General features: G+C 54.3%; 25 protein-coding genes and 1 pseudogene. 7 read left to right on the top strand and 19 right to left on the bottom strand.

The features are described 5' to 3' along the window. Positions 1-23: 23 nt before the first annotated feature. The 13 genes from AAIE03_RS20625 to yihU all read right to left on the bottom strand — a co-directional run bounded on the left by AAIE03_RS20625 (position 24) and on the right by yihU (position 12,670). Complete coding sequence (locus tag AAIE03_RS20625; protein WP_013027353.1) at positions 24-668, bottom strand: DUF4310 family protein; 645 nt, start codon at positions 666-668, stop codon at positions 24-26. 13 nt (positions 669-681) lie between these two features. Next, positions 682-1,458 carry a DUF4311 domain-containing protein gene (locus AAIE03_RS20620; protein WP_072139074.1) on the bottom strand — a complete coding sequence of 259 codons (777 nt, stop codon included), beginning with the start codon at positions 1,456-1,458 and terminating at the stop codon, positions 682-684. Positions 1,459-1,491: 33 nt separating this feature from the next. Next, a complete protein-coding gene (locus tag AAIE03_RS20615; RefSeq protein ID WP_013027355.1) occupies positions 1,492-1,788 on the bottom strand; it encodes a DUF4312 family protein in 297 nt (98 codons plus the stop codon). A gap of 3 nt (positions 1,789-1,791) precedes the next feature. Next, positions 1,792-2,148, bottom strand: coding sequence for an SFCGS family glycine-rich protein (locus AAIE03_RS20610; RefSeq protein WP_013027356.1), 357 nt, complete (start codon positions 2,146-2,148; stop codon positions 1,792-1,794). A 27-nt stretch (positions 2,149-2,175) separates the two neighbouring features. After that, positions 2,176-2,520, bottom strand: coding sequence for a glycine dehydrogenase (locus AAIE03_RS20605; RefSeq protein WP_072139075.1), 345 nt, complete (start codon positions 2,518-2,520; stop codon positions 2,176-2,178). A gap of 294 nt (positions 2,521-2,814) precedes the next feature. Next, the gene (locus AAIE03_RS20600) at positions 2,815-4,251 is read right to left on the bottom strand and encodes an MFS transporter (protein ID WP_014604920.1); all 1,437 of its coding nucleotides are present in this window, start codon (positions 4,249-4,251) and stop codon (positions 2,815-2,817) included. 45 nt (positions 4,252-4,296) lie between these two features. After that, entirely contained in the window at positions 4,297-5,691 is a 1,395-nt protein-coding gene (locus tag AAIE03_RS20595) for an MFS transporter (protein ID WP_498563156.1), read from the bottom strand. Positions 5,692-5,737: 46 nt separating this feature from the next. Then, the gene (locus AAIE03_RS20590; protein ID WP_014604919.1) at positions 5,738-6,631 is read right to left on the bottom strand and encodes a sulfite exporter TauE/SafE family protein; all 894 of its coding nucleotides are present in this window, start codon (positions 6,629-6,631) and stop codon (positions 5,738-5,740) included. A 14-nt stretch (positions 6,632-6,645) separates the two neighbouring features. Next, positions 6,646-8,703 carry an alpha-glucosidase gene (locus AAIE03_RS20585; protein ID WP_072139078.1) on the bottom strand — a complete coding sequence of 686 codons (2,058 nt, stop codon included), beginning with the start codon at positions 8,701-8,703 and terminating at the stop codon, positions 6,646-6,648. A 34-nt stretch (positions 8,704-8,737) separates the two neighbouring features. Beyond that, complete coding sequence (locus AAIE03_RS20580; RefSeq protein WP_013027363.1) at positions 8,738-9,586, bottom strand: aldose-1-epimerase; 849 nt, start codon at positions 9,584-9,586, stop codon at positions 8,738-8,740. 33 nt (positions 9,587-9,619) lie between these two features. Continuing rightward, positions 9,620-10,861 (bottom strand): sulfoquinovose isomerase, encoded by a 1,242-nt coding sequence (gene yihS, locus AAIE03_RS20575; RefSeq protein ID WP_013027364.1) that lies wholly within the window; start codon positions 10,859-10,861, stop codon positions 9,620-9,622. A gap of 13 nt (positions 10,862-10,874) precedes the next feature. Further along, positions 10,875-11,750, bottom strand: a complete 876-nt coding sequence (yihT, locus tag AAIE03_RS20570; protein WP_015699437.1) for a sulfofructosephosphate aldolase — start codon at positions 11,748-11,750, stop codon at positions 10,875-10,877. Positions 11,751-11,773: 23 nt separating this feature from the next. After that, complete coding sequence (yihU, locus tag AAIE03_RS20565; protein WP_028715845.1) at positions 11,774-12,670, bottom strand: sulfolactaldehyde 3-reductase; 897 nt, start codon at positions 12,668-12,670, stop codon at positions 11,774-11,776. 165 nt (positions 12,671-12,835) lie between these two features. Here yihU and AAIE03_RS20560 point away from each other — a divergent pair. Beyond that, positions 12,836-13,731: pseudogene (locus AAIE03_RS20560) on the top strand (sugar kinase). Positions 13,732-13,765: 34 nt separating this feature from the next. Further along, entirely contained in the window at positions 13,766-14,563 is a 798-nt protein-coding gene (locus AAIE03_RS20555; protein ID WP_128574250.1) for a DeoR/GlpR family DNA-binding transcription regulator, read from the top strand. A gap of 36 nt (positions 14,564-14,599) precedes the next feature. On the opposite strand, the gene cybC is transcribed toward AAIE03_RS20555, so the two are convergent. Both cybC and pmbA read right to left on the bottom strand, forming a co-directional pair. Beyond that, positions 14,600-14,986, bottom strand: coding sequence for a cytochrome b562 (cybC, locus tag AAIE03_RS20550; protein ID WP_013027369.1), 387 nt, complete (start codon positions 14,984-14,986; stop codon positions 14,600-14,602). A gap of 95 nt (positions 14,987-15,081) precedes the next feature. Next, the gene (gene pmbA / locus AAIE03_RS20545; protein WP_014594708.1) at positions 15,082-16,422 is read right to left on the bottom strand and encodes a metalloprotease PmbA; all 1,341 of its coding nucleotides are present in this window, start codon (positions 16,420-16,422) and stop codon (positions 15,082-15,084) included. Positions 16,423-16,535: 113 nt separating this feature from the next. On the opposite strand from pmbA, the gene yjgA reads away from it, so the two are divergent. After that, positions 16,536-17,081 (top strand): ribosome biogenesis factor YjgA, encoded by a 546-nt coding sequence (gene yjgA / locus AAIE03_RS20540; RefSeq protein WP_014594709.1) that lies wholly within the window; start codon positions 16,536-16,538, stop codon positions 17,079-17,081. 85 nt (positions 17,082-17,166) lie between these two features. Here yjgA and mpl read toward each other — a convergent pair whose 3' ends face one another. Beyond that, positions 17,167-18,522, bottom strand: coding sequence for a UDP-N-acetylmuramate:L-alanyl-gamma-D-glutamyl-meso-diaminopimelate ligase (gene mpl, locus AAIE03_RS20535; RefSeq protein WP_014604911.1), 1,356 nt, complete (start codon positions 18,520-18,522; stop codon positions 17,167-17,169). 167 nt (positions 18,523-18,689) lie between these two features. Here mpl and fbp point away from each other — a divergent pair, with 167 nt between their 5' ends. Then, positions 18,690-19,697, top strand: a complete 1,008-nt coding sequence (gene fbp, locus AAIE03_RS20530) for a class 1 fructose-bisphosphatase (RefSeq protein ID WP_006118345.1) — start codon at positions 18,690-18,692, stop codon at positions 19,695-19,697. Between the two features lie 34 nt (positions 19,698-19,731). Here the strand turns inward: fbp and AAIE03_RS20525 are convergent, their stop codons facing one another. Further along, the gene (locus tag AAIE03_RS20525) at positions 19,732-21,291 is read right to left on the bottom strand and encodes a methyl-accepting chemotaxis protein (RefSeq protein ID WP_014594710.1); all 1,560 of its coding nucleotides are present in this window, start codon (positions 21,289-21,291) and stop codon (positions 19,732-19,734) included. 179 nt (positions 21,292-21,470) lie between these two features. On the opposite strand from AAIE03_RS20525, the gene AAIE03_RS20520 reads away from it, so the two are divergent. The 3 genes from AAIE03_RS20520 (at position 21,471) to ppa (ending at position 23,022) form a co-directional block, all read left to right on the top strand. Further along, entirely contained in the window at positions 21,471-21,881 is a 411-nt protein-coding gene (locus AAIE03_RS20520) for a lysozyme inhibitor LprI family protein (protein WP_072138345.1), read from the top strand. A gap of 60 nt (positions 21,882-21,941) precedes the next feature. Continuing rightward, the gene (locus AAIE03_RS20515; protein ID WP_022622414.1) at positions 21,942-22,391 is read left to right on the top strand and encodes a DUF441 domain-containing protein; all 450 of its coding nucleotides are present in this window, start codon (positions 21,942-21,944) and stop codon (positions 22,389-22,391) included. A gap of 100 nt (positions 22,392-22,491) precedes the next feature. Beyond that, positions 22,492-23,022 carry an inorganic diphosphatase gene (gene ppa / locus AAIE03_RS20510; RefSeq protein WP_013027376.1) on the top strand — a complete coding sequence of 177 codons (531 nt, stop codon included), beginning with the start codon at positions 22,492-22,494 and terminating at the stop codon, positions 23,020-23,022. Positions 23,023-23,165: 143 nt separating this feature from the next. On the opposite strand, the gene AAIE03_RS20505 is transcribed toward ppa, so the two are convergent. Beyond that, on the bottom strand, positions 23,166-24,647 hold the full coding sequence (locus AAIE03_RS20505; protein ID WP_013027377.1) for a glucosyltransferase domain-containing protein: 1,482 nt from the start codon (positions 24,645-24,647) through the stop codon (positions 23,166-23,168). Between the two features lie 348 nt (positions 24,648-24,995). Next, positions 24,996-25,352, bottom strand: coding sequence for a gamma-glutamylcyclotransferase family protein (locus tag AAIE03_RS20500; protein ID WP_028721927.1), 357 nt, complete (start codon positions 25,350-25,352; stop codon positions 24,996-24,998). Positions 25,353-25,354 lie beyond the last annotated feature (2 nt).

The raw sequence follows: 25,354 nt of genomic DNA, 5'->3' as shown, positions 1-25,354 counted from the left end.
TCACCGATCGGGCATTAACGCGATCAGATCGCGACCGGAAAAATCGCGCCGAGGATCATGGCACCGAGGATCGCCCCGCCGGTGATCGGTTTGTTCCACAGATAGAACACCAGCGCACCCAACAGCGAACCGAGACCGATAGGAATGGAGGCGCCCATGGCGGCCAGGATAATCAATGGCCCCAGGAAGCGTCCTGATGCATTGCCCGCGCCCATCATCACGTCCGCACCATAGGTGCTGTTGCTTTGATTAATGGTGAACTTACGCGCCAGAATGATGACGTAGCCTATCGCCACACCGATAACCAGACCGGTGACCAGCGAAGCCGCAAAATTCGCCACCGGGAAGACAAAACCGGCGCCCAGCAGCAGCGCGGGCACGCCCAACCCGACGCCGGTCTGGATGGCACCACCGATATCCAGAATCCCGACCAGCGATCCTTCAATGATGCGGGCGAACAGAAAGCTGGCACCGAAAGCGGCCACCGCGCCGTAAACGCCGGTATCGATGCCCGCCCGTAACATCGAGACGAAGGCCACTTCGTTAAAAGCGCCGATACCGTACAGGTAGTACATATGGGTCCCGGCAAACACGCCGGAGGAGAGCAGACCGACAAAAATCGGGAATGACCAGTCGGCATACCAGAAACCTTTGTTTGATTCTTCCATTGCAGACGCTCCGTTATTTGCCGCTCAGGCTGTTATGAATACTGTCGAGCCAGCCAGGAATGCCGAGCTGGAAGGATTGCAGCATCTTCATATCGAAACCGCGGAAGAAGGCGCTGAGAACAAACAGGGCGACGATGGCGGTCATCATGATTTTGGTCACTTTGTTCCAGCCGCTCTCTTCAACCCCTTTACCAATCAAAATGCCCAGCACCAGGCCCGGTACGGCATTGCCCATAATCAGCTGTGCCAGACCGCCGAAGATGGTGGCCCAAAAGCCCGATTTCTTACCGGCGTCAATTGCCGCCAGCCAGAAGATCACCGGCATGACCGTGTTCACCAGCAAATTAGCGGCCGGTACCAGCACCTTTACCGCCGTGACCTGCAGGGCCGCCGGAACGGCAGAGGCGGTCGAGTTGAGAAAAGCCACCACCACCATGCCGATGATGCCGCAGGCGATAGCCATCTTTTTCGGGTCGTATAGCGTCTCTGCCACATTGCGGTTTTTGATCATGATCGCCGCCGCGCCCCAGTTGGGGATGATGCGATGATCCACGTCCTGCGTGAACGCACCCGCCGCCACGGAGGAGGCCCAGGCGTTAAAGAAGAATCCCAACCCAAAAGAGAAATGAGAGGCAGGATCGCCTTCACAGGAGTTAAGTTCACCCAGTGTGCGAAAGGCGCCCATACCTTGTGTCGTCGGGGCATGGAACATGCGGGCGGCACCGGCGCCCACACCGACGCCCACGAGGCCGCCGATAATTAACGACTTGAGCAAAATGATGAGAAACATCCTCTTTCCTTATATGTGTTGTTTGAGGCTGACTTACACGCGGGTGAACTCGACCTTATCTCCGTCCAGGCAGGTCACGTTAATGGTGACCTCCAGGTCGACGCTGAAGAGCCTGCGCTCGCGTGCCAGGAAAAAGAAAAGGAATTTTTCGGTTGTGACGCGTTCCCGCGCGCGCACCACCTTTACGTCCTGCGGTTCAATGCGCAGCAGAATCTTATTGGCGTTGCGCAGGACTTCGTGCTGTACACGACTCAGCGCATCTGCGAAGGCTTTCGCCTTGGTGTCGCCCTTACCGCTTACGGCAACCGAGGTTGTAAAGGTCTCTTTCATTCCTTATCCACCGTGTTTTTTGTTCCAGGCCTGAACCAGACGTTCACCCAGCTCTTCTTTGTCCATAAAGCCGAAGCCCAGCACGTTCGCGCCTTCATTAATGGCGGTCACGCCTTCATCCACAGAGCGCATACCATGTTTGGCCTTATAGCCGTATTTGTTTTGCGCCGTAATCGCGCCTGCCCCTCCGCTGCCGCAAAAGGAGATACCGAAATCGGCATTCTCTGCTTTCATGACGTCGCCCAGCTTCATGTCTGCCGCGACGCCCGGCACCACAACGGCACGGCCACCGGCTTTTTCTACGCCAGCCGCCACTTTTTGTCCTTTACCTAAACGATCGCCGATCACTACGGTTACCATATGTCTGTTCCTCTCAGGGTTGGAAAATTAGTCGTTCTTCGCCACTTCAAAGTGGACAGAAAGCAGCCAGGCTTCTTCTGGTGGCAAATTGCCAAACAGGTCCACCACCTGCTGTGCCAGCGCCATCGACTCTTTGGAAATTTCGTCAAACAGCTCAGCCTCAACCTCTGGCAGACTCTCGCCGGTGACGGATCGCAATGCCATTGCCCGCACGTGCGAAGCCAGCATTTGTATCTGCACGGCATTCGGCTGGATGGCCAGCTCGGCAAAAAGCGCATCAATCTGCGCCATCACGCGATCCGTCTGGGCCTGAATCCTTTGCTGTTCGTCTTGTGAAGCACTCATCGCTACCGCTCCCTTACCCGTACTCATCGTCTGCTTCCCATTTCGCGCTTAGCGTGATCTCAAACTAACCAGAGGCGGCAGCGCTGTGGAGAACGACTTTTTCCGTTTCGAAGTGGAAATTCGGCCCTTGTGAGTGATCCGGAACGCAAACTTGCGCGTTCGCTTAGCGGACGGATTATTTTTACCAGATTAAACAGTGAGTTAAAAAAGGGATATCACACAGGAAAGGCGGCAGATGAGGAATAAACAGAAAACCGGGTTGCTGGTCAGCCGTCACAAAACTGGCAAACAGCAACCCTGAGGGCAAGGTAACAGAGAAACTTATGACTCAGCGTCAGTGGGCTGACGTAATGGCGTAACGCGGTTTTTGTCGTCAACGGGCTGGAGGCGATGCGTTTTACGTCGGCTAATGGCGGCCACGATCAGGGCAAAACGCGCTTCATTCAGCTTGTAGCAGAAGCCCATGATCAACGCCGCCGCAATCGCCAGCGAACAGGGCCAGATAAAGATCAGCTGCCTTAAACCTGCCAGCGTGCCATCGCTTTGTACGGCATTGGGCACGTAGCCTATTTGCGTCAGCATCAGACCGGGCAAAAATCCCGCCAGCGCGGCGGATATCTTGCGAAAGAAGGTGTAGCCCGTGTAACAGGCACCTTCTGCCCGAATGCCGGTTTTCCACTCCCCGTACTCGACGGTATCCGGCACCAGCGCCCAGTTAAGGCTGTTAACGAATGCCGTACCGAAAAACGCCACGCAGGAGAACATGACGAACAGCAGAGAGCTGCTTCCCCAGAGAAAGTTACCCAGATCGCCCAGGGCCCAGAGGATGAGTCCCCCCAGATAAACCTGTTTCTTACCAAACTGTTTTACCGCTGTGGGCACCAGCAGTACGCCCACCAGAATACAGCCCATGCTGAAGAAGCCCATCCAGGAGAGCAAATGAACATCGTTCAGCACGTACTGCGTGTAGTAGACCTGAATGGCCAGCTTGATATTAAACGCCGCCAGGGTACAGAGGTTCGCGAGGCACAGAACCAGCAACGGCGGATTGTGAAAGATGGCGCGGAAGGCCGTTGCCACACCGGGTTTATGATGCGTCGGGGTGAGCTCAACATAGCGCTCTTTAACCCCGCTGTAACAGAACCACATGCACAGCAGCCCGGCGACCACAAAGACGGCGGCGGCAACCTGATAGCCCAGCGCACTTTTGCCAACAAACAGCGACTGAATGGGCATAAAGCACACGGTGCAAACCAGTAATCCCACCGTTGCCCCGCCCTGCCGCCAGGCGGCGAGGTGGGCGCGTTCGTGGGGATTTTTGGTTATGGCTGGCACCATTGCGCCATAGGAACAGTTCATCAGGCTGTAAAACAGACCAAACGTCATAAACAGGGCGGTCGCGATCGTTGTCTTTATCGTCAGGCTAAAGTCGTTAGCAACAAACTGTGCCGCAGCCACCAGCGCTACCGGCAGCGAGAAATAGAGAATAAAAGGTCTGAATTTTCCTCTCGTGCCAATATGGCGGCGTGAATCCAGCACAATGCCGGTGAACATATCGGTTAGGGCGGTAAAGAATTTCGCCACCAGGAAAATCACCCCGCCGTACCAGGCTGGCATGCCCAGCTCATCGGTGTAGAACTTGAGTAAATAAAGCGTCCCGATAGTCAGCATCAGGTTGGAGCCAAAATCACCGACGCCGTAAGCCACCTTCTCACGCAGCGGGAGTTTCAGCGTTAATGGATCGGAGCCTGTCTTCATAAGTGATCCTTTTAGCGCCGCGACCGGCGCAGTCACAAAGCCAAATTAGCGCTGACGCTTACGTGCATCGATCTCCTCAATGATACGGACATACATCTTCTCATTGAGATTGTAGAAGCACCCCATGGCCACGATGGTGATCACGGCCAGCGCACCGGGATAGATGAACATCAGCTGCTTCAACCCTTCTACCGTTCCGGACGACTGAATCACGTTGGGCACGTAGCCGATTTGTGTCAGCATCCAGCCGGGGAAAAAGCCGGCCAGCGCCTGTGAGACCTTACGGAAAAAGGTAAAACCGGTATAAACCGTACCTTCAGAACGAACGCCCGTCCGCCATTCCCCGTACTCCACCGTATCGGAAACCAGCGCCCAGTTAAGGCTGTTGACAAAGGCTGAGCCAAAAAAAGCCAGACAGGAATACGCGACAAAACTGACCGAACCGCCGCCGAAGAAATAGTTGAGCAGATCGCCCGCGACCCAATTCAGCAAACCGCCGATATACACTTTTTTCTTACCAAAGCGCCTGACCGCGCCGGGCATCATAAATACGCCAATAAAAATGCACCCCATGCTGAAGAATCCCATCCATGACAGCAGAATGGGATCGTTCAGCACGTACTGGGTGTAATAAACCTGGATCGCCAGTTTGACGTTAAAGGCGCCCAGTGTGCATAAGTTGGCAATGCACAGGATAAACAGTGGACGGTTGCCCGCGATGGCACGGAACGACGCTAACAGTCCCGGTTTCTGCGTGGGGCTGCTGGCGGGTTGCTCGACATAACGCTCTTTTACGCCGGCATAACACCACCACATAAAAAATAAGCCAAACGCCGAGAACAGCGTGGCCGCAACGACATAACTCAGCTGCGGATTGCCTTCAATCAGGTTCATGACCGGTACAAAACCCACGGTACAGATCAGCAAGCCCAGCGTTGCGCCGCCCTGCCGCCAGGCGGCCAGTGCGGCACGCTCGTCGGGGTTTTTCGTCATCGCGGGCACCATCGCACCGTAGGAACAGTTCATCATGCTGAAGAACAGGCCATACATCATAAACAGCACTGTGGCGACGATCGTTTTTCCGGTGACGTCAAACGGCGTACCCACAAAATTGGCGATAGCTAACAGAGTTACCGGAAAGGCCGCGTACAGCACGAAGGGGCGGAACTTGCCTTTCGGGCCAATCCGACGCCGCGAATCCAGCATGATGCCGGTGCCCATATCGGTAAAGGCGGTAAAAAACTTGGCCACCAGGAAAATGATGCCGCCGTAGGTTCCCGGCAGCTCCAGCACGTCGGTATAGAACTTCAGGAGGTAGAGCGTACCGATATCTAATAAAATATTTGAACCCAGATCGCCGATGCCATAGGCGACTTTCTCTTTGAAGGGCAACCGTAACGTCGCCGGTTCACTGCCGGAAGCAAGATGGTGTTGGCTCATGATTTCTCTCCGCTGCCCCACTGAACCTGTCAGCAGGGCCGCTTTTTCAGGATGGTTTTGAAGCGTTTTGTTGCTCGATTTCAGCGCGAATAGCGGCCACTTTTTTACCAAACAGCAGCTGCATGACGGCCAGCAGGCCAAATGAGGGCACCAGTACCTGCCAGGCCGGGATATCCAGAGCGCCTTTGATCAGCATGGAGCCCGAAGCAATCAGCAGGAGAAACACCATCAGTCGGAAAGCCCGCACGGAGATACGCTTGTGCACATACTGGCCCACTAACGATCCCAGGATCATGGTAGGAATGCAGAACATCACCAGCTTGACCGTTGAGACCGTTAAAATGCCGCTGGTGGTCAGGCCGCCAATAATGGCGATGTTATTCGCGGTAAAAAATGCATTGAGCGTGCCGCGAAAAGCAGCGGGTGCCAGATTCCTTAACATGCCGTAGATCACGACGGGCGGACCGTTGGTGGCAAACGCCGAGCCGAGCGCCCCGGCGATAATACCGGTGGGCATCACTATCCAGTTTTTGTCATAGACAGGCAGACGAGGAATAAACAGGCTGTAGAACGAATAAAGGATCAGGAAAACGCCCAGCCCGGTTTTCATCACGTCGTCCGGAAAATTGGACAGCGCGTAAATGCCCAAAGGGATACCGGCAAAGGAGAACAGGATCAGCACCAGGGCTGACTTCCAGTTGGTTTCCTTGCGAGACAGCCAGGTGGCATACAGCGCCGTTGCCGTCCCCACAATCACCGACATCGGTGCAGCCATTTTGACCGGCAGCAGCAACGTCACCAGCGGCATCGTAACCAGCGCGCCACCAAATCCAGCACAGATGCCAATAAAGGTGTACAGAAACATAATGGCAATAATGATGCAGACGACCTCAGTGGTGATTTCCAGACCTTCAGGTGTAAGTAGCGTAAAGAAATCCATAATCCTTTCTCCCGCTACTGTGGCAATATCTGACTGCCAGCAAGCCGTAATGAAGCAAACAATGACTGCCATTCGCTGTCTGCCCGATAAAATACCGGCGGCTGCCCCATCGGCGCGGCGACAGTGATATCCCCGCCGTTTAACGTTTCTCCGGTCCACATGTTGACCCAGCGGTCTTCAGGCAGATAGAGCGACCAGTCGCGGCGGCCCTCTTCATAAACCGGTGCCACCAGCAGGTCACGCCCCAGCAGATATTGGTATTTGAGCGTGTAGGTGCGGGCATCCGCTTCATAGTGCAAAAACAAAGGGCGCATAACGGGTAAGCCCGAGTGGGCATTCTGCGCGACAGCCTGCTTGATATAAGGTTTTAAGGTGGTGAAGATCGTGGACATGCGGGCAAAGTGGGCAATGGTTTCTTCATCGCTGTCAAACTGCCAGTTATCGCCAGGACGGTTCCCTTCATGGGTGCGCATCATCGGGGTAAAAGCATTGAAGTCACACCAGCGAAGCAGCAGTTCTTTACTGCGTTTCATGCCGTACAGCGTGGTGTAGCCACCGATGTCGCTGTGATGCAAACCGTGGCCGCTCATCGCCAGTGACAGCGCGGCGGGCACCACCGAGGCCAGGCCATCGTCCAGGCTCCAGTCAACATTTTGATCCCCGGCCCACATCATCACGGAGTATTTCTGACTGCCGGTGTAACCCGCACGCATAAAGAACAGCACGTCACCGAGTTTGCCGGTTTCTTCCAGCGCCTCGTAGTTACACTTCGCCCACAGCGCGGGCCAGGCATTGTGCATGATTTCGGCGCTGACGCCGTTGTGCAGATACGTGTCCGTTGGCAGGTACTCCCCAAAATCCGCCATCCAGCCGCGACAGCCCAGGGCAATCAGATTGTCTTTGATGACGCCTTTGAACCAGTGGTAAGCCTCCGGATTCGTGAGATCGACGACGCCCGCATAAAACTCACCAAATTCGACGTGGTAATCGTCCCCAGCCGCATTTTTGGTCAGATATCCTTTCCGGGCGGCCTCTTCGCACAGGTTACGGTCGCTGGCGACGTAAGGGTTGATATAAGACAGGAACTGTACGCCTTCCGCTTTCCACTGCTGAATGCGCGCGTCCAGTTGGGGATAAAGCTCGCTGTCCCACTGCCAGTTCCACATCACGCGTTTGCCGAAGGAGGTCATCCGGATGCCGGACCAGTCCTGCGCCCAGATGCCATTCACTTTCACGCCCGCCTGACGCATTTTGTCCAGCTTCTGCTGGCAGATGTCGGTGCCGCCTTGGATCCCCAGCGTGACGCCATCGTAAACCCAGTCCGGTAATACCGGCTGACGCCCCAACAGGGCACTCATTTTTTCCAGCAGGGCGATGTAGGTATCGGCACATTCAAAACGTAACGTGGCGTTATTTTCCCAGAAAGCCAGTTCATGATAATCCGCTGCGCTGAAGTCAAAATTCATGTAGCCGCTGTTATCCACATGGCAGTAATACTTCTGGCTGCTGACAAAGGTCGGCTGTGGGAAAAAGGTCCAGTAGTAATCTCCGCCGGCATTCTCTGCACAGTCAGCCTGCCAGGTGACCACGCTTTTCTTATTGCGCCCGACGCCCTGTTCGCTGGTCCAGAGTGGAAAAGGTTTCCCGCGCAAATCAAAACAGGAAAACTGCTCGCCACAGCCGTAGATATGATCGTCGTCCAAGGCTGACAGCCTCAGCCAGATACGGTTAAGCCTGTCGCTGTCGTTTGTCAGCGTAAGCAACAGGCGGCCGTTTTCATCTGTGCCGATGATCAGCGTGGCGCTAAATACCTCTCCGCGTGAGAAGCGCACCGTCCAGCCGGTGTCCTGCGCGGTCACAACGGCCGAGGTTAACGCCAGTTTTTCATTCAACCGGTCTTTAATACTGAAATTGCCGCGAAACATGTCGATATCGGCGTTGCCATTGCCTATCCACAGACAGGGTTTTTCCTCGCTGTGGCTAAGAATCTGTCGGTTTTGATAAGTCAGTGAAAAGCCGTTACCGGCGGCAGTCAGCTTTACGCCTGCCGCCTCAGGATGTTGTAAATGCATTCTGACCTCTGCGTTGTAGGATAAAAAATAAGGTTTAGCGTGATTCGTGCTGGTCACAGCCAATCGTGAACGTCATGAGATGGCGCGCCTGTGGCGCAAGAAAAATCACATCAATGCCAGAATTGAACGCGTCAGGTGGACAACTCATCGGCTCGGCTGCCAATCCCGTGCGGCCAAGTTTTTCGCCGCTGTAAATTTGCAACCAGGGTTGATCGCTGCGTAAGAAAACCGAAAGTGCCTGCTGTGGACAGGTTAATCTCACCTCCCATTCGCGTCCGGCTGCGCGGGTGTTAACACTGCAGTCGATCTGCGTCGACGCCAACCGACGCGGGGTAAGAAAATCCCCTTCTGCAATCGCGGCCGGCAGCGTAAGCAGGCAGTGATCCACCAGGGTCATGTTGCAGGTCAGATAAGGATGCGAACCGACACCGTAGGGCGCGGGTTGATCGCCTACGTTCTGGCTGCTGATACTGACCTGCAGGCCCTGTGCGGCATCAAGCCGGTAAGTCACTGCCGATAGCAACGCAAACGGATAGCCGTAACTGGGCGGCAGGAAAACCGTTAAGGTCGCCTCGCTGTCGGTGTGTTTGACGATCTGCCAGTCACGCCAGGCCAATAAGCCGTGAATGGCGGTAACGCCTTCGTGGTCATTGATGGGTAGCTGAAGCAGCTTGCCGTTATGTTTCCAGGTTCCTTTCGAGACGCGATTCGGCCAGGGAATCAGGACTTTGCCCATATGCGCCAGCGGCATTGCCTCCGGAGGATGTGGGAGCACCAGATGGCGGCCCGCGTGCGTCAGCTCAGCCAGGCCAGCGCCTACGGTGACGATTTTTGCCTGATATTCTCCAGCGTGAAGAACAAGGGTTTGTCCGCTGCTGTGCATAGCTGGTACTCCCGTTAGTCTGTTTTTCGGGGGTTATTTCGCATTACAGTCCAGTAATCCTGCCGCTACGGCGGGTGCCAGCCCCGGTGCCAGAGGAAGGCGCGGGATCACCAGGCAATGCAGCAGGTGATAGATATCCTGTTTGCCGTCCCACACTTTGGTGGTCACCTTGTTTTCGCAATCCAGCTCTTGCCACCATGAGCCATTCTCGAAATCCATCATGTAAGTGATGCAGTAATCCCACCATTTCTGGTACCAGGCTTCGTATTGCGCCTCGCCAGTGACGGTATACAGGGCGTAAGCCGTGCCCATTGCCTCAACCACGGGCCAGCGCACTCTTTCGCTCACTACGGGCTTGCCATCCCAGTCCACGGTGTAAACAAACCCGTCTGCGCCATCGGGCGCCCAGGCATCGCGGATAGTGGCGTGGAATAAGCCTTTCGCATCTTCAATAAGCCAGGCCGGCGGCGTTTCGAAGCGCGCTTCCAGCGCAGCATGCAGATGCAGCATCAGACGTCCCCATTCAATCCAGTGTCCGGGCGTGCCGCCATAAGCCCGGAAGCGGTGAGCGGGATTCTCTTTGTTGTAATCGCGTAATGGGTTCCAGTCAGTGTCGAAGTGTTCATTGACGCGGTACTCACCGTTGCGCGCGACGTCGTGAATAATCACCGAGGTAACACGCAGCGCGCGATCCAGCCATTTCTTGTCGTGCGTGACGTCATAGACAATCAGGAAGGCTTCAACGGCGTGCATATTGGCATTGCCGCCGCGGTAGTCTTCTGTCTTGCTAAAGGCTTCATCCCAGGACTCCAGGCACATCTGTTCGTCTTCACTCCAGAAGTAGCGATCGATCACGTCGATCGCGTCATCCAGCAGCTGGCGGGCGGCAGGATGCCCCGTAGTGACCGCACTGGCCGCGCCCAGCAACACGAAAAAGTGCTGATAACCCTGTTTGGACGCATCAACGACGCCTTCATCGTTTACGCAGGCATACCAGCCGCCGTACTGTTTATCGCGCAGCGCACCATTCAGGGCGCTAATGCCGTGATCGACCAGTTGATAAGCTCCCGGCCGTCCCATCGAGGCCGCAACGGCATAGACATGCAGCATGCGTGCGGTAATCCACAGGTGCGTGCCCATCTCGGGTTTTACCTGCCCGGTATTCCCCAGCCAGCCAAATCCGGTGGCGACCGCTGCGTTTTTACCAAAGTTGAGAATCCTGTCCGTTTCCTGTTCGAGCCAGCGGTTATGACTCAGCGTGTTAAACCATTTCATTTGCGTTGCCCTCTTAGCGTTTAGCCATCATTTCATCTACGATCTCACCCAGCCGTTGCAGCCTGGGGACGGAGACATCCCGCAACATCAGGTCGGTATCCGGTAAGCCAATGACGGAAGACCAGACGGCTCGCCCGGCCAGGAAGCCCGATGCGCCCGCCTGCATCGCCACCCGCACGGCGCGCGGGAATAATTTCTCATCAATGCCGGACGAGAGAATGACCCACGGCATCGCGATCCGATCGTTGAGCTTTTGCGCGGCCGCCAGCAGATCCGACTGTGTACCTTTGCCGTACAGGGGCATTTCCACCTTGTAGAGATCCGCGCCGCTGTTGCCCAATTCTGTGGCCGCGTCCAGGATCGCCTGCTCGCGATCAAAGCGATCGCCGCGGCGCGGTGGCCTGACTACCGGTTCGATAATGCTGAGCAGGCCATGGCGGTGGCAGCGGGTGTTGAAGGCCTTAACCATGTCGAGACGTTGCTGCGGATCTTCATCGCTGCGCCACAGCACCAGCAGCTTCAGCGCCTTCGCGCCGTCACGCTTCATCGCCACCGGATCGACGTTGTTATCGATCGCCACGCTGTCCACCGGAATACCATTGCCCGGAATGAATTCATCCGCCGCGACGATAAGGCCGCAGCCGGGGGCAACCGCTTGCCGTTCGACGATGTGCGGGAAACAAAACTGTTGATCAATCAGGATCGCCGAGGCATAGGGCGATAACACGCTGGCGGCATTGACTTTAAACTCGGTCAGCACGCGATCGCTGACGGGTAGTGACGCGCCAGCGGCCGCGAACATCAAACGCATGGCCTCACGCTGATCGACTGCGAGCATGGCGAAACCACCTGAAGGTCGGGTGATGTCTTTAAGGGTGTAATGAGTCATGCTTCTTTCCTCTGAATTAAGCGTCACACTGTGTGGGGAGAAATTAGGCCCGAGCTGGCGCGAACATGTTCAAGGATGGCGGTCCAGTCCTCGCGTCCGCGTCCGGCAGCGCGGGCCTGGTTGTAAACTTCACGTGAGGCAGCCCCGAGCGGCATCGGTACATGCAGCTGGTTGGCAACATCCAGCGCAATCCCCAGGTCCTTATGCGCCAGATCGATCATGAAGGCCGGTGAGCGATCCCCTTTCAGTACCTTGTCAGGCCAGGTCGTGGTGAAATGCCCTTTGCCCGCAGGCGTGCCGTTCATCACCTGCAACGCCACGTCAAACGACAGCCCCAGACCTTCACACAGCACCGCCGCTTCCGCCGAGAGGGCATTCAGGGCGATGCTCATGTAGTTGTTAATCAGCTTGACGCGAATCCCCATACCGGGGCCGCCTGCCACGACCAGCTCATTGCCCATCGCCATAAGCACGGGTTTTGCTCGTGCAACCTGTTGCGGCGTGCCGCCTGCCAGTAGCAGCAGTGAACCGGCTATCGCATGGTCTGACGTGCGGCCGACGGGCACGTCCATCATGCTGAAACCGCGAGCGGCCATCTCACCGATCAGCCGATCGGTTTGCAGCGGATGGATCGTGGACATATCAATCACCAGCGCAGTGGATGCCAGCGTGCTACACACACCTTTGTCGCCAAGCAGTACGGAACGCACTAACTCGCCGTTGGGCAGCATGGTGATAACAAACTCGGCCCCGGTTGCCGCCTCCGCAGCAGAAACGCTCGCCCGGGCGCCCTTATCAACCAGACGCGCGACGGCCTGAGGATCCACATCAAAGACGTTGAGCTGATGGCCCTGCTTCAGCAGATTGCTCGCCATCGGCGCGCCCATTTGTCCCAATCCAATAAACGCAATTACCGACATACCGCTCTCCCAACCCCGTTATTGTCATATTTTGTCATTAAAGACGACTTTTACTGTCTGTTTTAGATCATATTTGTAATTTATGGTCAAAAAATTGACAGGTGTCACTTTTAAAACATTTGATGAAATTAAAATGACAACACCAACAAAATGTGAGGAAGCGTTATGACGCGTATTGCTTGTGTAGGGATCACCGTATTAGATCGCATTTGGTATCTGGATACCTTGCCGTCTCAGAGCGGAAAATATGTGGCAAACAACTATCGGGAAGTCGGCGGTGGTCCGGCTGCTACAGCGGCCGTTGCCGCAGCTAAACTGGGTGCAGAGGTGGATTTTATTGGTCGGGTTGGTGACGATGACACAGGGAAGAGACTGCTGTCTGAGTTAAATGAGTACGGTGTAAAGACCCGATATACTAAAGTTTTTGAGGCCGCCCGCTCTTCACAATCCGCGATTCTGGTGGATGCCGAGGGGGAACGGATGATTGCCAACTACCCTAGCCCGGACTTAGCAGAATGCGCAGACTGGCTAACAGAGATCGACTTCTCACAATGGGATGCGGTGCTGGCAGATGTTCGCTGGCACCAGGGTGCCAAGTGCGCGTTTACCCTGGCCCGCCAACAGGGCGTTCCCACCATTCTGGATGGGGATGTGACCCCGCAGGACATTGGGGAGCTGGTGGCGTTAAGCGATCATGCGGCATTTTCAGCGCCGGGTTTACAGCGCTTAACCGGGCTGGAGGGGGAAACGGCGGCGTTAAAAAAGCACAAATGCTCACAAATGGTCATGTCTATGTTACCCAGGGCGCTCAGGGCTGCGTCTGGCTGGACGCCGGCACGCTACAGCATCAGCCCGCCTTTGAGGTACAGGTCGTCGATACCACCGGCGCGGGCGACGTCTTCCACGGGGGGCTGGCCGTGAAACTGGCGCAGAAGGGCTCTGTCACAGAGGCCGTGCGCTTTGCCAGTGCGGTCGCGGCGCTAAAATGTACGCGACCGGGCGGGCGAGACGGGATCCCTGATTATGATCAAACCTGTTCTTTTATGTCGGTAAATGTATAAACTGTGTGCCATGGTGGTATTCAGAGAACAATCCATGATCCTCACGGACGTAACCGGTAATCCTCGCCACGATCGTTTGCTCAGGCTGATCGCTGAACGTGGCTACATGAATATTGATGAACTCGCCTTGCTGCTCGACGTTTCCACACAAACGGTCAGGCGCGATATTCGTAAACTCAGCGATCAGGGATTAATCACGCGTCATCATGGTGGTGCGGGCCGTGCATCCAGCGTAGTGAACACCGCTTTTGAACAGCGCGAAGTCTCACAGACTGAAGAAAAACGTGCGATTGCGGAAGCCATTGCGGACTATATTCCCGATGGATCAACGGTATTTATCACTATTGGCACTACGGTTGAACACGTCGCCCGGGCGCTGGCAAATCATAAACATCTGCGCGTTATCACCAACAGCCTTCGTGTCGCCCATATTCTGTACAAATGCCCACAGTTTGAAGTGATGGTGCCCGGCGGCACGCTGCGTCCCCACAACGGTGGCATTATTGGCCCGGTCACGTCCGCGTTTGTGGCCGGTTTTCGGGCAGATTATCTGGTTACCAGCATGGGCGCCATTGAGAGCGATGGTGCGCTACTGGAATTTGATGTTAACGAGGCCGCCGTGGCGCAAACCATGATGGCGCATGCGCGTCATATTTTGTTAGCGGCAGACCACACCAAGTTTCAGGCATCGGCAGCGGTAGAAATGGGCAGCGTTACCCAGGCGACCGCCCTGTTTACAGATCGGTTGCCGGCAACGGCGTTGCAGAACGTACTTAAAGCACATCAGGTGGAAATCATTCAGGCGACGCCAGGCGGCGATGAAGAGCCCTGAGCAATTAACCCCGGCAAGCCGGGGTTATCGGTAAAATTAGCGGAACTTCTTGTGGTTTTCGTTACGGATAGCCGCCAGCTTTTGCGCTTCTGCTTTGGCTTCATCCAGTTTACCCTGCTTAGCCAGCGCATCCGCTTTATCAATCTGGGCGATCAGGTCATCCATACCTTTGTGAAAGTCTTTCATTTCCGGGCTGTCCGGGGCTTTGCCTTCCAGCTTGTCCGGCGTGCCTTTTTTGGCATCCTCTGCTTTAGCACGCAAATCACTTAACATCTTGTGCAACTGGTCGGCGCTTTTCGCCCCGTCCAGTGACTTATAGATACCCGACATATCTTTCATATCGTGCTCAAGAGAGGCAGCACCGGCGGTCACGCTCACGGATAACACGGCTACAGCTAACAACGACATAAGCTCTTTACGCATGCTCAGCTTCCTTTTTATTGTGGGAATGCTTTTTATAAAAAAACGGAGGGTCGATGCCCTCCGCTTGCTATCGCATAAACAACTTAAAAGAGATTTTACTGTCCGGCAATATACATTTCGGGGAGTAAGACCGAACCGCACTGAATATTGCTACGGGTTTCAATGTCATCGCCCACGGTGACAATGTTCCGCCACATGTCGCCTAAGTTACCGGCGATAGTAATTTCGCTTACCGGATACTGGATTTCACCGTTTTCTACCCAGAAACCGGCTGCGCCACGTGAGTAGTCGCCCGTGATCGCACTGACGCCCTGCCCCATCAGTTCTGTCACCACCAGGCCGGTGCCCATCTGCTTCAGCATAGCGTCGAAGCTGTGCCCCTGACCGGCGATGCGCCAGTTGTGGATACCGCCCGCGTGGCCGGTGCTGGTCAGGCCCAGCTTGCGCGCCGAATAGCTGGTCATCAGCCAGGTTTGCAGCACGCCATCTTTGATAATGTCGCGAGCCTGGGTGCGAACGCCTTCGCTGTCAAACGGCGTTGACGCTAAACCTTTCAACAAGTGCGGCTGCTCCTGAATGGTCAGCCACTCAGGCAAAATCTGTTTGCCCATGGCATCCAGCAAGAAGGTGGATTTCCGATATACGCTGCTACCGCTGATGGCGCCCACCAGGTGACCGAACAGACCCGTTGCCACTTCGGGGGCAAAGATCACCGGCGCTTTCATGGTGTCGAGCTTGCGTGGCGCAAGACGCGACAGCGTACGGCGCGCGCATTCTGCGCCGACCCAGTCCGGGCTTTTTAAATCGTCGATTGCCCGGCCGATGGTGTAAGCATAGTCACGCTCCATATTGCCGTCCTGCTCAGCAATCACGCAGCTGGAAAGCGAGTGGCGGCTGGAGCAGTAGCTCTGTAACATGCCGTGGCTGTTGCCGAAGACTTTAATCCCGATGTGGCTGTTAAAGCTGCCGCCTTCGGTGTTGGTGATGCGTTTGTCCGCCTGCAGCGCCGCCTGTTCTGCCTGGGCCGCCAGTTTGATGGCGTAATCGGCATCGATCTCCCACGGATGGTAAAGATCGAGATCCGGAGCCTCATAAGCCAGTAATTCTGCATCCGCCGGTCCGGCAAAAGGATCGGGTGACGTATAGCGTGCAATATCGATCGCCGCCTGCACAGTCCGTTTAATCGCGTCCGGGCTGAGATCGGTCGATGAAGCACTGCCTTTACGGTTTTGATGATAAACGGTAATACCCAGTGCGCCGTCGCTGTTGAACTCAACGTTTTCTACCTCGCCGTAGCGGGTACTCACACCAATACCGGTCGTCTTGCTCACCGCGACTTCCGCGCCATCCGTACTTGCTTTTGCCAGTTCAAGCGCCTGTGCAATTGCCTGTTCCAGTGCTGTTCGCTGTTCTGCAACTTGAGTTGATACGTTCATCGACCTGCCGTCTAATCTTATGGTTGAATAATTTGAGTCTATCAGAGTCAGAGAACAATTTCGCAGTCACCCGATAAACTGGTAGGATTAGCCTCTTTTTTTTGGAGCCAGATATGACTAAGCAGCCTGATGAGTGGCTCGACGATGTACCCGATAATCACGAAGAAGAAGATGAAGAGATTATTTGGGTTAGTAAGAGCGAAATAAAACGTGATGCTGAAGAGCTGAAACGCCTGGGTGCCGAGCTGGTCGATCTGGGTAAAAACTCTCTGGATAAAATTCCGCTGGACGAGCGTTTACGTAACGAGATTGAACTGGCACAGCGCATCAAGAAAGAAGGTCGCCGCCGTCAGTTACAGCTTATCGGTAAACTGTTGCGCAGTATGGATGTTGAGCCGATCCGCATCGCACTCGACAAACTCAAGAACCGTCATAACCAGCAGGTCGCCCTGTTCCACAAACTGGAAATGCTGCGCGATCGTCTGATTGATGAGGGTGATGAGGCGATGGCGGACGTGATCGCCCTATATCCGCAGGCGGATCGCCAGCAGCTGCGTAGCATGATCCGTAATGCGCAGAAGGAAAAAGCCGGTAACAAACCGCCAAAATCTGCCCGTCAGATTTTTCAGTATCTGCGTGAGTTAGCCGAAACCGTCTGACCTTTCCGCTGATTTGCGGCTGAGCAGCGCCCAGCCGCAGGGTTTTCTTCTCCCGTCTGAGGGAGAGGAACGGGTCCGCTAGTGATCAGCGCGCCAGACGATCCAGCAGCTTCTGATGAATCCCACCAAAGCCCCCGTTACTCATGACCAGGATGGAATCGCCCGGCTGGGCCGTTTTCGCGATCGTCTCTACCAGCGTATCGATATCCGCGCTGCAGTGAGCGGGCTGCATGCAGGCTTCTGCGACGTCCGCGACCTGCCACGGAATATGGCTCGGCTGGAACAGGAACACTTCGTCTGCGCGCGCCAGCGACGGCGCCAGCTCATTTTTATTCACGCCCATTTTCATGGTGTTTGAACGCGGCTCCAGCACCGCCAGAATGCGCGCGGTGCCGCCCACTTTACTGCGCAGTGCGCTCAGCGTGGCCAGAATCGCCGTCGGGTGGTGGGCAAAATCATCATAGATCTTGATGCCGTTGACCTCACCGCGCAGCTCAAGACGGCGACGGGCATTAATAAAGCTGTCCAGCGCCTGGCTTGCGTCCTCAGGTTTTACGCCGACATGGCGCGCTGCCGCAATCGCCATCAGGCCATTGTGCATGTTGTGCTCGCCCACCAGTCCCCAGTTCACCTCACCCACTTTTTCACCCGCCAGCAGCACTTCCCAGCGGGAGGCATCCGGCGTCAGCTTCTTCGCCTGCCAGTGACCGCCGTCGCCCACATGCTCCTGTTCGCTCCAGCAGCCCATTGCCATCACCTGCTTCAGGTTATGATCGTGCTCTGGCAGCAGGATCTTGCCCTGACCCGGCACAATGCGTACCAGATGATGAAACTGTTTCTGGATGGCCCGCAGATCGTCAAAAATATCGGCATGATCGAATTCAAGATTATTCAGAATCAGCGTACGTGGGCAGTAATGGACGAATTTCGAGCGCTTGTCGAAAAACGCGCAGTCGTATTCATCAGCCTCAATGACAAAGAATGGGCTTTTTCCTAATTTTGCAGAAACATCGAAGTTACCGGGTACGCCACCAATAATAAATCCAGGTTCCAGGCCGCAGGCTTCCAGAATCCACGCTGCCATGCCTGCTGTGGTGGTTTTACCGTGCGTGCCCGCCACGGCCAGCACCCAGCGATCGCGCAGCACAAAATCGTGCAGCCATTGAGGGCCAGAGAGGTAAGGAATGTTGCGTTCAAGTACCGCTTCCACGCAGGGGTTACCGCGCGTCATGGCGTTGCCAATAATGACCAGGTCCGGTACGGGCTCAAGCTGGCTCGCATCGTAACCCTCTGTTAATTCAATGCCTTGCTGCTCAAGCAACGTGCTCATCGGTGGATAGACATTGGCGTCAGAGCCTGTCACCTGATGACCAAGGGAGCGGGCCAGCATAGCCAGTCCGCCCATAAAAGTGCCACATATCCCGAGGATGTGAATGCGCATAACGAGGTCCATAACTCAAAAGTTCGGCGCACAGTGTAACCTCGCTTGCACACGGAAGAAACGGATTAGGACTATGGTTTTTAAAGTTCAATCGGCTAAACTGCGTACGCATCCACGGGCAGTTAAGTATGCCGCTGCCACTCCATCGATGATTCAGGGAATGTGTTATGAAAACGTTGGGCGAATTTATCGTCGAGAAGCAACACGACTTTCCGCACGCCACAGGTGAACTGACGGCACTTATCTCAGCCATTAAGCTGGGTGCTAAAATTATTCACCGTGATATCAACAAAGCCGGCTTAGTCGATATTCTTGGTGCCAGCGGCGTTGAGAATGTTCAGGGTGAACAGCAGATGAAACTGGATCTGTTCGCCAACGAAAAACTCAAAGCCGCACTGAAAGCACGCGGCATTGTTGCCGGTATCGCTTCTGAAGAAGAAGATGAGTTTGTTATCTTTGAAGGCGAGGAAAACGGAAAATACGTCGTATTGATGGACCCGCTCGACGGTTCGTCGAACATCGATGTTAACGTCTCCGTCGGCACCATTTTCTCCATCTATCGCCGCGTCAGCGAGCCGGGTACGCCAGTTGTCGAAGCCGACTTCATGCAGCCAGGCAACAAACAGGTTGCCGCCGGTTACGTCGTTTATGGCTCATCCACCATGATGGTGTACACCACCGGCTGTGGCGTCCATGCGTTTACCTATGATCCCTCTCTGGGCGTGTTCTGCCTCAGCCATGAACGCATGACCTATCCGGAAGTGGGTTACACCTATTCCATTAACGAAGGTAACTACATTCGTTTCCCACAGGGCGTGAAAAAGTACCTGAAATTCTGTCAGGAAGAGGATGTGGCGACGCACCGTCCTTACACATCACGCTATATCGGCTCTCTGGTCGCGGATTTTCACCGTAACCTGCTGAAGGGCGGTATTTATCTTTATCCCAGCACCGCCAGCCATCCAAAAGGCAAGCTGCGCCTGCTGTATGAGTGCAACCCAATGGCTTTCCTGGCGGAGCAGGCCGGCGGTAAAGCCAGCGACGGTCAGAACCGTATCCTGGATATTCCCCCGGTCACGCTGCACCAACGCTGTCCGTTCTACTGCGGTAACACCGCCATGGTTGACGACGTAGAGCGTTTCCTGGCTGAATTCCCCGAGTGCCGTCAGGGCTAAACATCAAGGGCGCGCGTGACGCGCCCTTTTTGCGTTACGACTGCTGCAGCCTGAACTGCGCCATCGCCGCCTGGAGCTGCTCGGATTGCGACTCCAGTGAATGGGTCGCCGCCGTTGCCTGTTCTACCAGCGCCGCGTTCTGCTGCGCCGCTTCATCCATCTGCGTGACCGCGTGATTCACCTGATCGATTCCCCGGCTCTGCTCTTCTGACGCCATGGAAATCTCTTTCATCAGGGCCGTAACCCGCATAACTTCAGCGGCAATCTCATCCATTGTTTCACCCGCACGCGTCGCCATTTCACTGCCCTCTTTGACGCGCGTTTGTGAATCACCGATCAGCGTACGGATCTCTTTCGCCGCACTGGCACTGCGCTGTGCCAGCGTACGAACCTCGTTGGCGACCACGGCAAATCCGCGCCCCTGCTCTCCGGCACGTGCCGCTTCCACCGCCGCGTTCAGTGCCAGGATATTGGTCTGGAAAGCAATGCCGTCAATGACGCTCAGGATATCGCCGATACGGTTAGCGCTGTCGGTGATTTCATGCATTTTTTCCATAACATAATTCACCACCTCTGCGCCGCGATCGGCACTGTCAGACACGGCGTTAGCCAGCTGATGGGCCTGCTGGGCATTGCTGGCGTTAAGACGGACCGTTGCAGTTAGCTGCTCCATGCTGGCCGCCGTTTGCTCCAGCGATGCCGCTGACTCTTCGGTACGTTGGGAAAGATGGACATTGCCGGCGGCCAGTTCACGGCTACCGATGTCAATTTTCAGGCCGGCTTCGCGCACCTGATTAACCGATTCGCGCAACGCATGCTGCATGCCCGCCAGCGCATTGTTCAGGCGCCCCAGCTCATTATTGCCCGCCAGCGGCAACGTCTGGGACAAATCGCCCGCCGCAATCTGCTCAAGATGGATGATCGCGTTGTTTAGCGGAATCAGCAGCATGCGGCGCAACAGCACCCAGGCCAGCACCAGCAGCAACAACGAGAGTCCGACGGCCACGGCTATCAGCACTTTCATCATGATTTCATTGCGCTGGGCTTCAACTAATTGCGCCTGGGTAATCTCATCGGCTTTTTTACCGAAGGTTTCTACCGCTTTGCTGTATTTCGCCGAAAGCGGCTCCAGCTTGCCTTCCAGCAGCTGGTAGTATTCATCGTTGTACTGTTTATCCAGCGCCTTCATCATTGGCAGGATGCCCTGATCGAGGTAGTCCTTATAGCTGGATGCGATGGCATCGGCCATAATTTTCCCTTCAGCGGTCACGGTACCGGCATCGACAAATCGCTTAAGATTCTGCTGCGATGCCGCGACATCAGCCTGCGCCGTTTTGGTGACCTGCGCGCCCTCATCCAGTAAACCAATCTCAATTTTACGCACCGCCAGCGCAGCACTGGCCCGTGCGCGCATTAAATCGGCATTACTTTGATACAAGCTGTTTAACTCGATTCCCTGAATGCGGTTGATCACATCCAAAGAACGGTTACCTTTATTAATGGCCACAATGCCCATCACACTCACCGCCAACAGCAGCAGTGTCATGAATGCCAGCAACGCCAGCAACCCCGTGCGTAGTGATAACTGTTTCATCTTGATCGTTTCCGTATGAGTAGTAAAAGGCGAAAAAAATTTCGACAACCCTTAAACGGAGAAAGTATCGGCACTGCGATTCGTAAACTTTAACGCCAGTGAATGATTAACCCATTCATTACCGCTAATCTGTTAATGAATCTGAAGGTATTGTGTTAAAAAAACAAAAGGGGAAATCCATGAAAAGAAGATGGGTGTTGCTGTTACTCTTAAGCTGCAACGCAGCAGTTGCGGAGCAGTCCACTATTGATGTCACATTAAATCAATGCCTTAATCAAGCTGATACCACGCTGGCCTTGATGCAATGCCAGGATGCGGCGACCCAGGAGTGGGACAAGGAAATGAACACGCAGTACAGTGCATTGATGAAAAAATTAAGCGGACAGCCCAGAGAAAAACTGCGTGCCGCACAGCGCGCATGGATGAAATACCGTGAGGCATGGTTAGCGGCGAGCCGCAGCCAACTGAATACGCAGGGCACCCTTGGTCCCGTTGCGCTGGCGGCGCAGAGTACAGCCCTGGTACGCAATCAAACGTTACAACTGCAATCTTTGGCCAATGGCAGTTGCGCTAACCCCGACGATTGTTGATTAATGTCAGTCCGTTGTTGGCTTTTTGCCAATGTTGTCTTTTACCTGCAGGGAAAAATCATGGCTGCTTATGCCTCTACGCTGATATTAATCGGCCTTGCCATACTGAGCTATTTTGTCCACAACACCGCCGTCACCCTTTCTATATTGATTCTGCTGGCCATCAAACTGACCCCGTTGGCGCAGTTCTTCCCTTACGTGGAAAAACAGGGCATTACGATAGGCATTATCATCCTTACGGTGGCGGTCATGGCCCCGCTCGCCAGCGGTTCGTTGCCCGCCTCCTCCCTGATTAAGTCCTTTGCCAGTTGGCAATCCATTGTGGCGGTGCTGGTGGGTATTTTTGTCGCCTGGCTGGGCGGCCGTGGCGTCAGCTATATGAGCGTGCAACCTTCGGTCATTGGCGGGTTGTTGATGGGCACGGTGATTGGTGTGGCGTTTTTCCGCGGCGTCCCGGTAGGGCCATTGATTGCTGCGGGCATTGTTTCCCTGTTCATCACGGCCAAATAGCGTTGAGGAGCATTCCGAAACGCCAAAAAGGGGGCGTACTTTCACAGTCAGTTGGCTATAATAGCCAACACTCAACACACGACGACTGAAGGAATTCCCGATGAGTTTGAACCAGGTGCCAGCAGGTAAAGACCTGCCAGAAGATATCTACGTAATTATTGAGATCCCGGCCAATGCCGATCCGATCAAATATGAAGTTGATAAAGATTCTGGAGCCCTGTTTGTAGATCGCTTCATGTCCACTGCGATGTTCTATCCGTGCAACTATGGTTACATCAACCATACCCTGTCACTGGATGGCGATCCGGTAGACGTGCTGGTCCCTACCCAGTACCCACTGGAGCCAGGCTCAGTGATCCGTTGCCGCCCGGTTGGCGTATTAAAAATGACCGACGAGTCAGGTGAAGATGCCAAGCTGGTTGCCGTTCCGCATACCAAGCTCACCAAAGAATACGATCACATTAAAGATGTGAACGACCTGCCAGAGCTGCTGCGTGCGCAGATCACCCATTTCTTTGAGCACTACAAAGATCTGGAAAAAGGCAAATGGGTTAAGGTTGACGGCTGGGATAACGCTGAAGCAGCGAAAGCTGAGATCATCTCTTCTTTCGAGCGTGCGGCGAAGAAATAAATCCCCCTGCGCTGAAACGCCCTACCGTTTTCAGCACAGGACAAAAGGCAAACGACGTTTTCCTTTGTCATACATACAGGCCCTGCTACGGGCCTGTATTTTTTTGTCGTTATTATGTTGCTTCGTTGCGGGCTGGCCGCCTGTTAGTGCTGGCATCCCTTTAATGTGAAATCGACGGTTAAACGATCGCGATACTTATACAGGTCATAGTCCTGATTATGCGCAATGCGTTCTCCATGGCACATCGACATGACCACATCCTCATGGCTTACCGTAATATCGTCCTGTATGGGATTGGACGCTTTAAAGCCTCTTATTGCCATATAGGGAAACGGAAACCACCAGTTGGCAAAATATTCAGGAATCAGCGCACTGAGCACAGGATAATTATTAAGAGAATTGAGATAGACAGGTGAACGAGGCGCGGTCCCGTTAAACTGCATATAGAGCGCTCCCACAGACAATGCATTCGTGTCCCGTTTTAACTGATTCGTAATCCCGGCATTAATTACGTCCTGTTGATGAACCGCATTACCGTACACATATATGCCCGTAAATGCATAGAGCAAAGGAATCGCGATAATGACGTTGACGAAGGCGCCTTTTCCCTTCATTGCCCATGCCAGTAATGTTGCACTGAACAGCATAAACCCACTCACTGCCAGCATCACCCGAGGAGCAAGAAGGGGATTCTGTAAAATAAGCAGACTCCCCGGAATAATCACGAAGGCAGCGAAGGGGAACAGCAGCGCCAGTATGGCAACCATAATACGGATGGGATTACGCTGTTGTTGTACATAGCGTAGGGCAATTATTGCTGCGGACACGACAGCCACGACCAGAACTGAAAGCAGCACTGCCATCCCTTTGCCATCTTTATAGAAGGTAGCATCAATAAAATGCCAGTAGGCCAGCGCATTGTTGCAGAGAGTTCCCCATAGCTGGTTACTGGCAATACCGGGATGATTGGCAGCATGCTCACCAGAGAAGGTTAGCGGTAACAGGATCTTAAGGTAGATAACAGACGCGACCAGAAACGCTGCACCTCGCTGAACAAGATCGCGAATAATCTGTAACGGCGGCGTATTGTTCACCATCTGACCAAATGCCACAACAAAGACCATCATGACCGCAATATTGATGGCTATTTGATAAAGGCAATAAATAGCGAGAAGAACAAAGACCGCTGTCAGGAACTGGATAATCGTTTTTTGTACCGGAAATAATACCCAGGCCAGGCTCAACACGAGCGCAGAACCGATAGTGAGCACATCAAAACGATAGGAAAATATTTCAGCCAGATACGGATTAGCAAAAAAACTCAGCGTGGCTAACACGCCAACCCAGGTTTTCGACGCGGTGAAGTGGCGATGATGATAGTGTGCCAACGTTACAGCGATAAGAACGGCAGTGATAATGAGCGGTAAAGGAAAAATGTCTGAAACATGGGAACTGAGGAACAGCGCTTTCATTAGCAGGTCAGCTAATGGCCTTCCGTCTCTCCCCCAGAGTGCATTGCCCGTTATTGCTCTGCCGTTGTCATCAATATAAAAAGTATTGGCAAGTAACAGCGGTAAAGAAAATATAAAAGCAGCGATAAGATAAATATTGATTGTTTTTTTCATTACTCTTCACTTTGATGATATCTGTACGGTCATTCGCTGAGTGAGTGATAACCGGGCGTTCATGCGACGCACTTACCCGCCCGTAAGCTTACCGGAAAAGGTTTTGTATCATTAACGACATTAACCGCCCTTTCCACACTTTTTCATAAATTGCCCATGATTAAATCCTGTCTTGCTTACGGTCGCACGACACCGAAGACATTACGCCTCGTCTTAAAAGCCCTGTGAAGACACGATAATGAGGCAGGCTGGAGAGTCGCCTGAAAACAGGAATAAAAGGGTTCATCAAGATCATGAACCCTTTTATCTGAATGGCATTCAGCTTAACTGGCTGGTGAGTCCAACGAATTATTCGCTTTCCTGCTCCTCTTCACGTTTCAGCCAGTCGCCGCTCATAATGCGCTGACGTCCTGAAACTGAACGTTGATAAACATAAAGCCACGCGCTCCCAAACGGCGTCTGAATCAGAAAACGTTTGTATTCTCCGCCTTTGGTGCGAAGCGCATCTAACTCGGCGAGGATGGAGGCATCAATTCGGTATACTTCGCAATATACCGTTCCTTCGCCAGTAATCACGCCGGGATAGTGACCGAGACTGTAAAGCTCATAGCCCTCAATCTGATGGTCACCCAACCATTGCGCGTGTGTCATCCAGTGACTGTTTCCCTGTTTGCGCCGTAAACTGCCATAGACAATTATTCGCATTG

The organism is Pantoea sp. Ae19-2 (genome assembly GCF_059801205.1).
The sequence above is the reverse complement of the archived record's forward strand: the minus strand, read 5'-3'. Positions and strand labels throughout refer to the sequence as shown.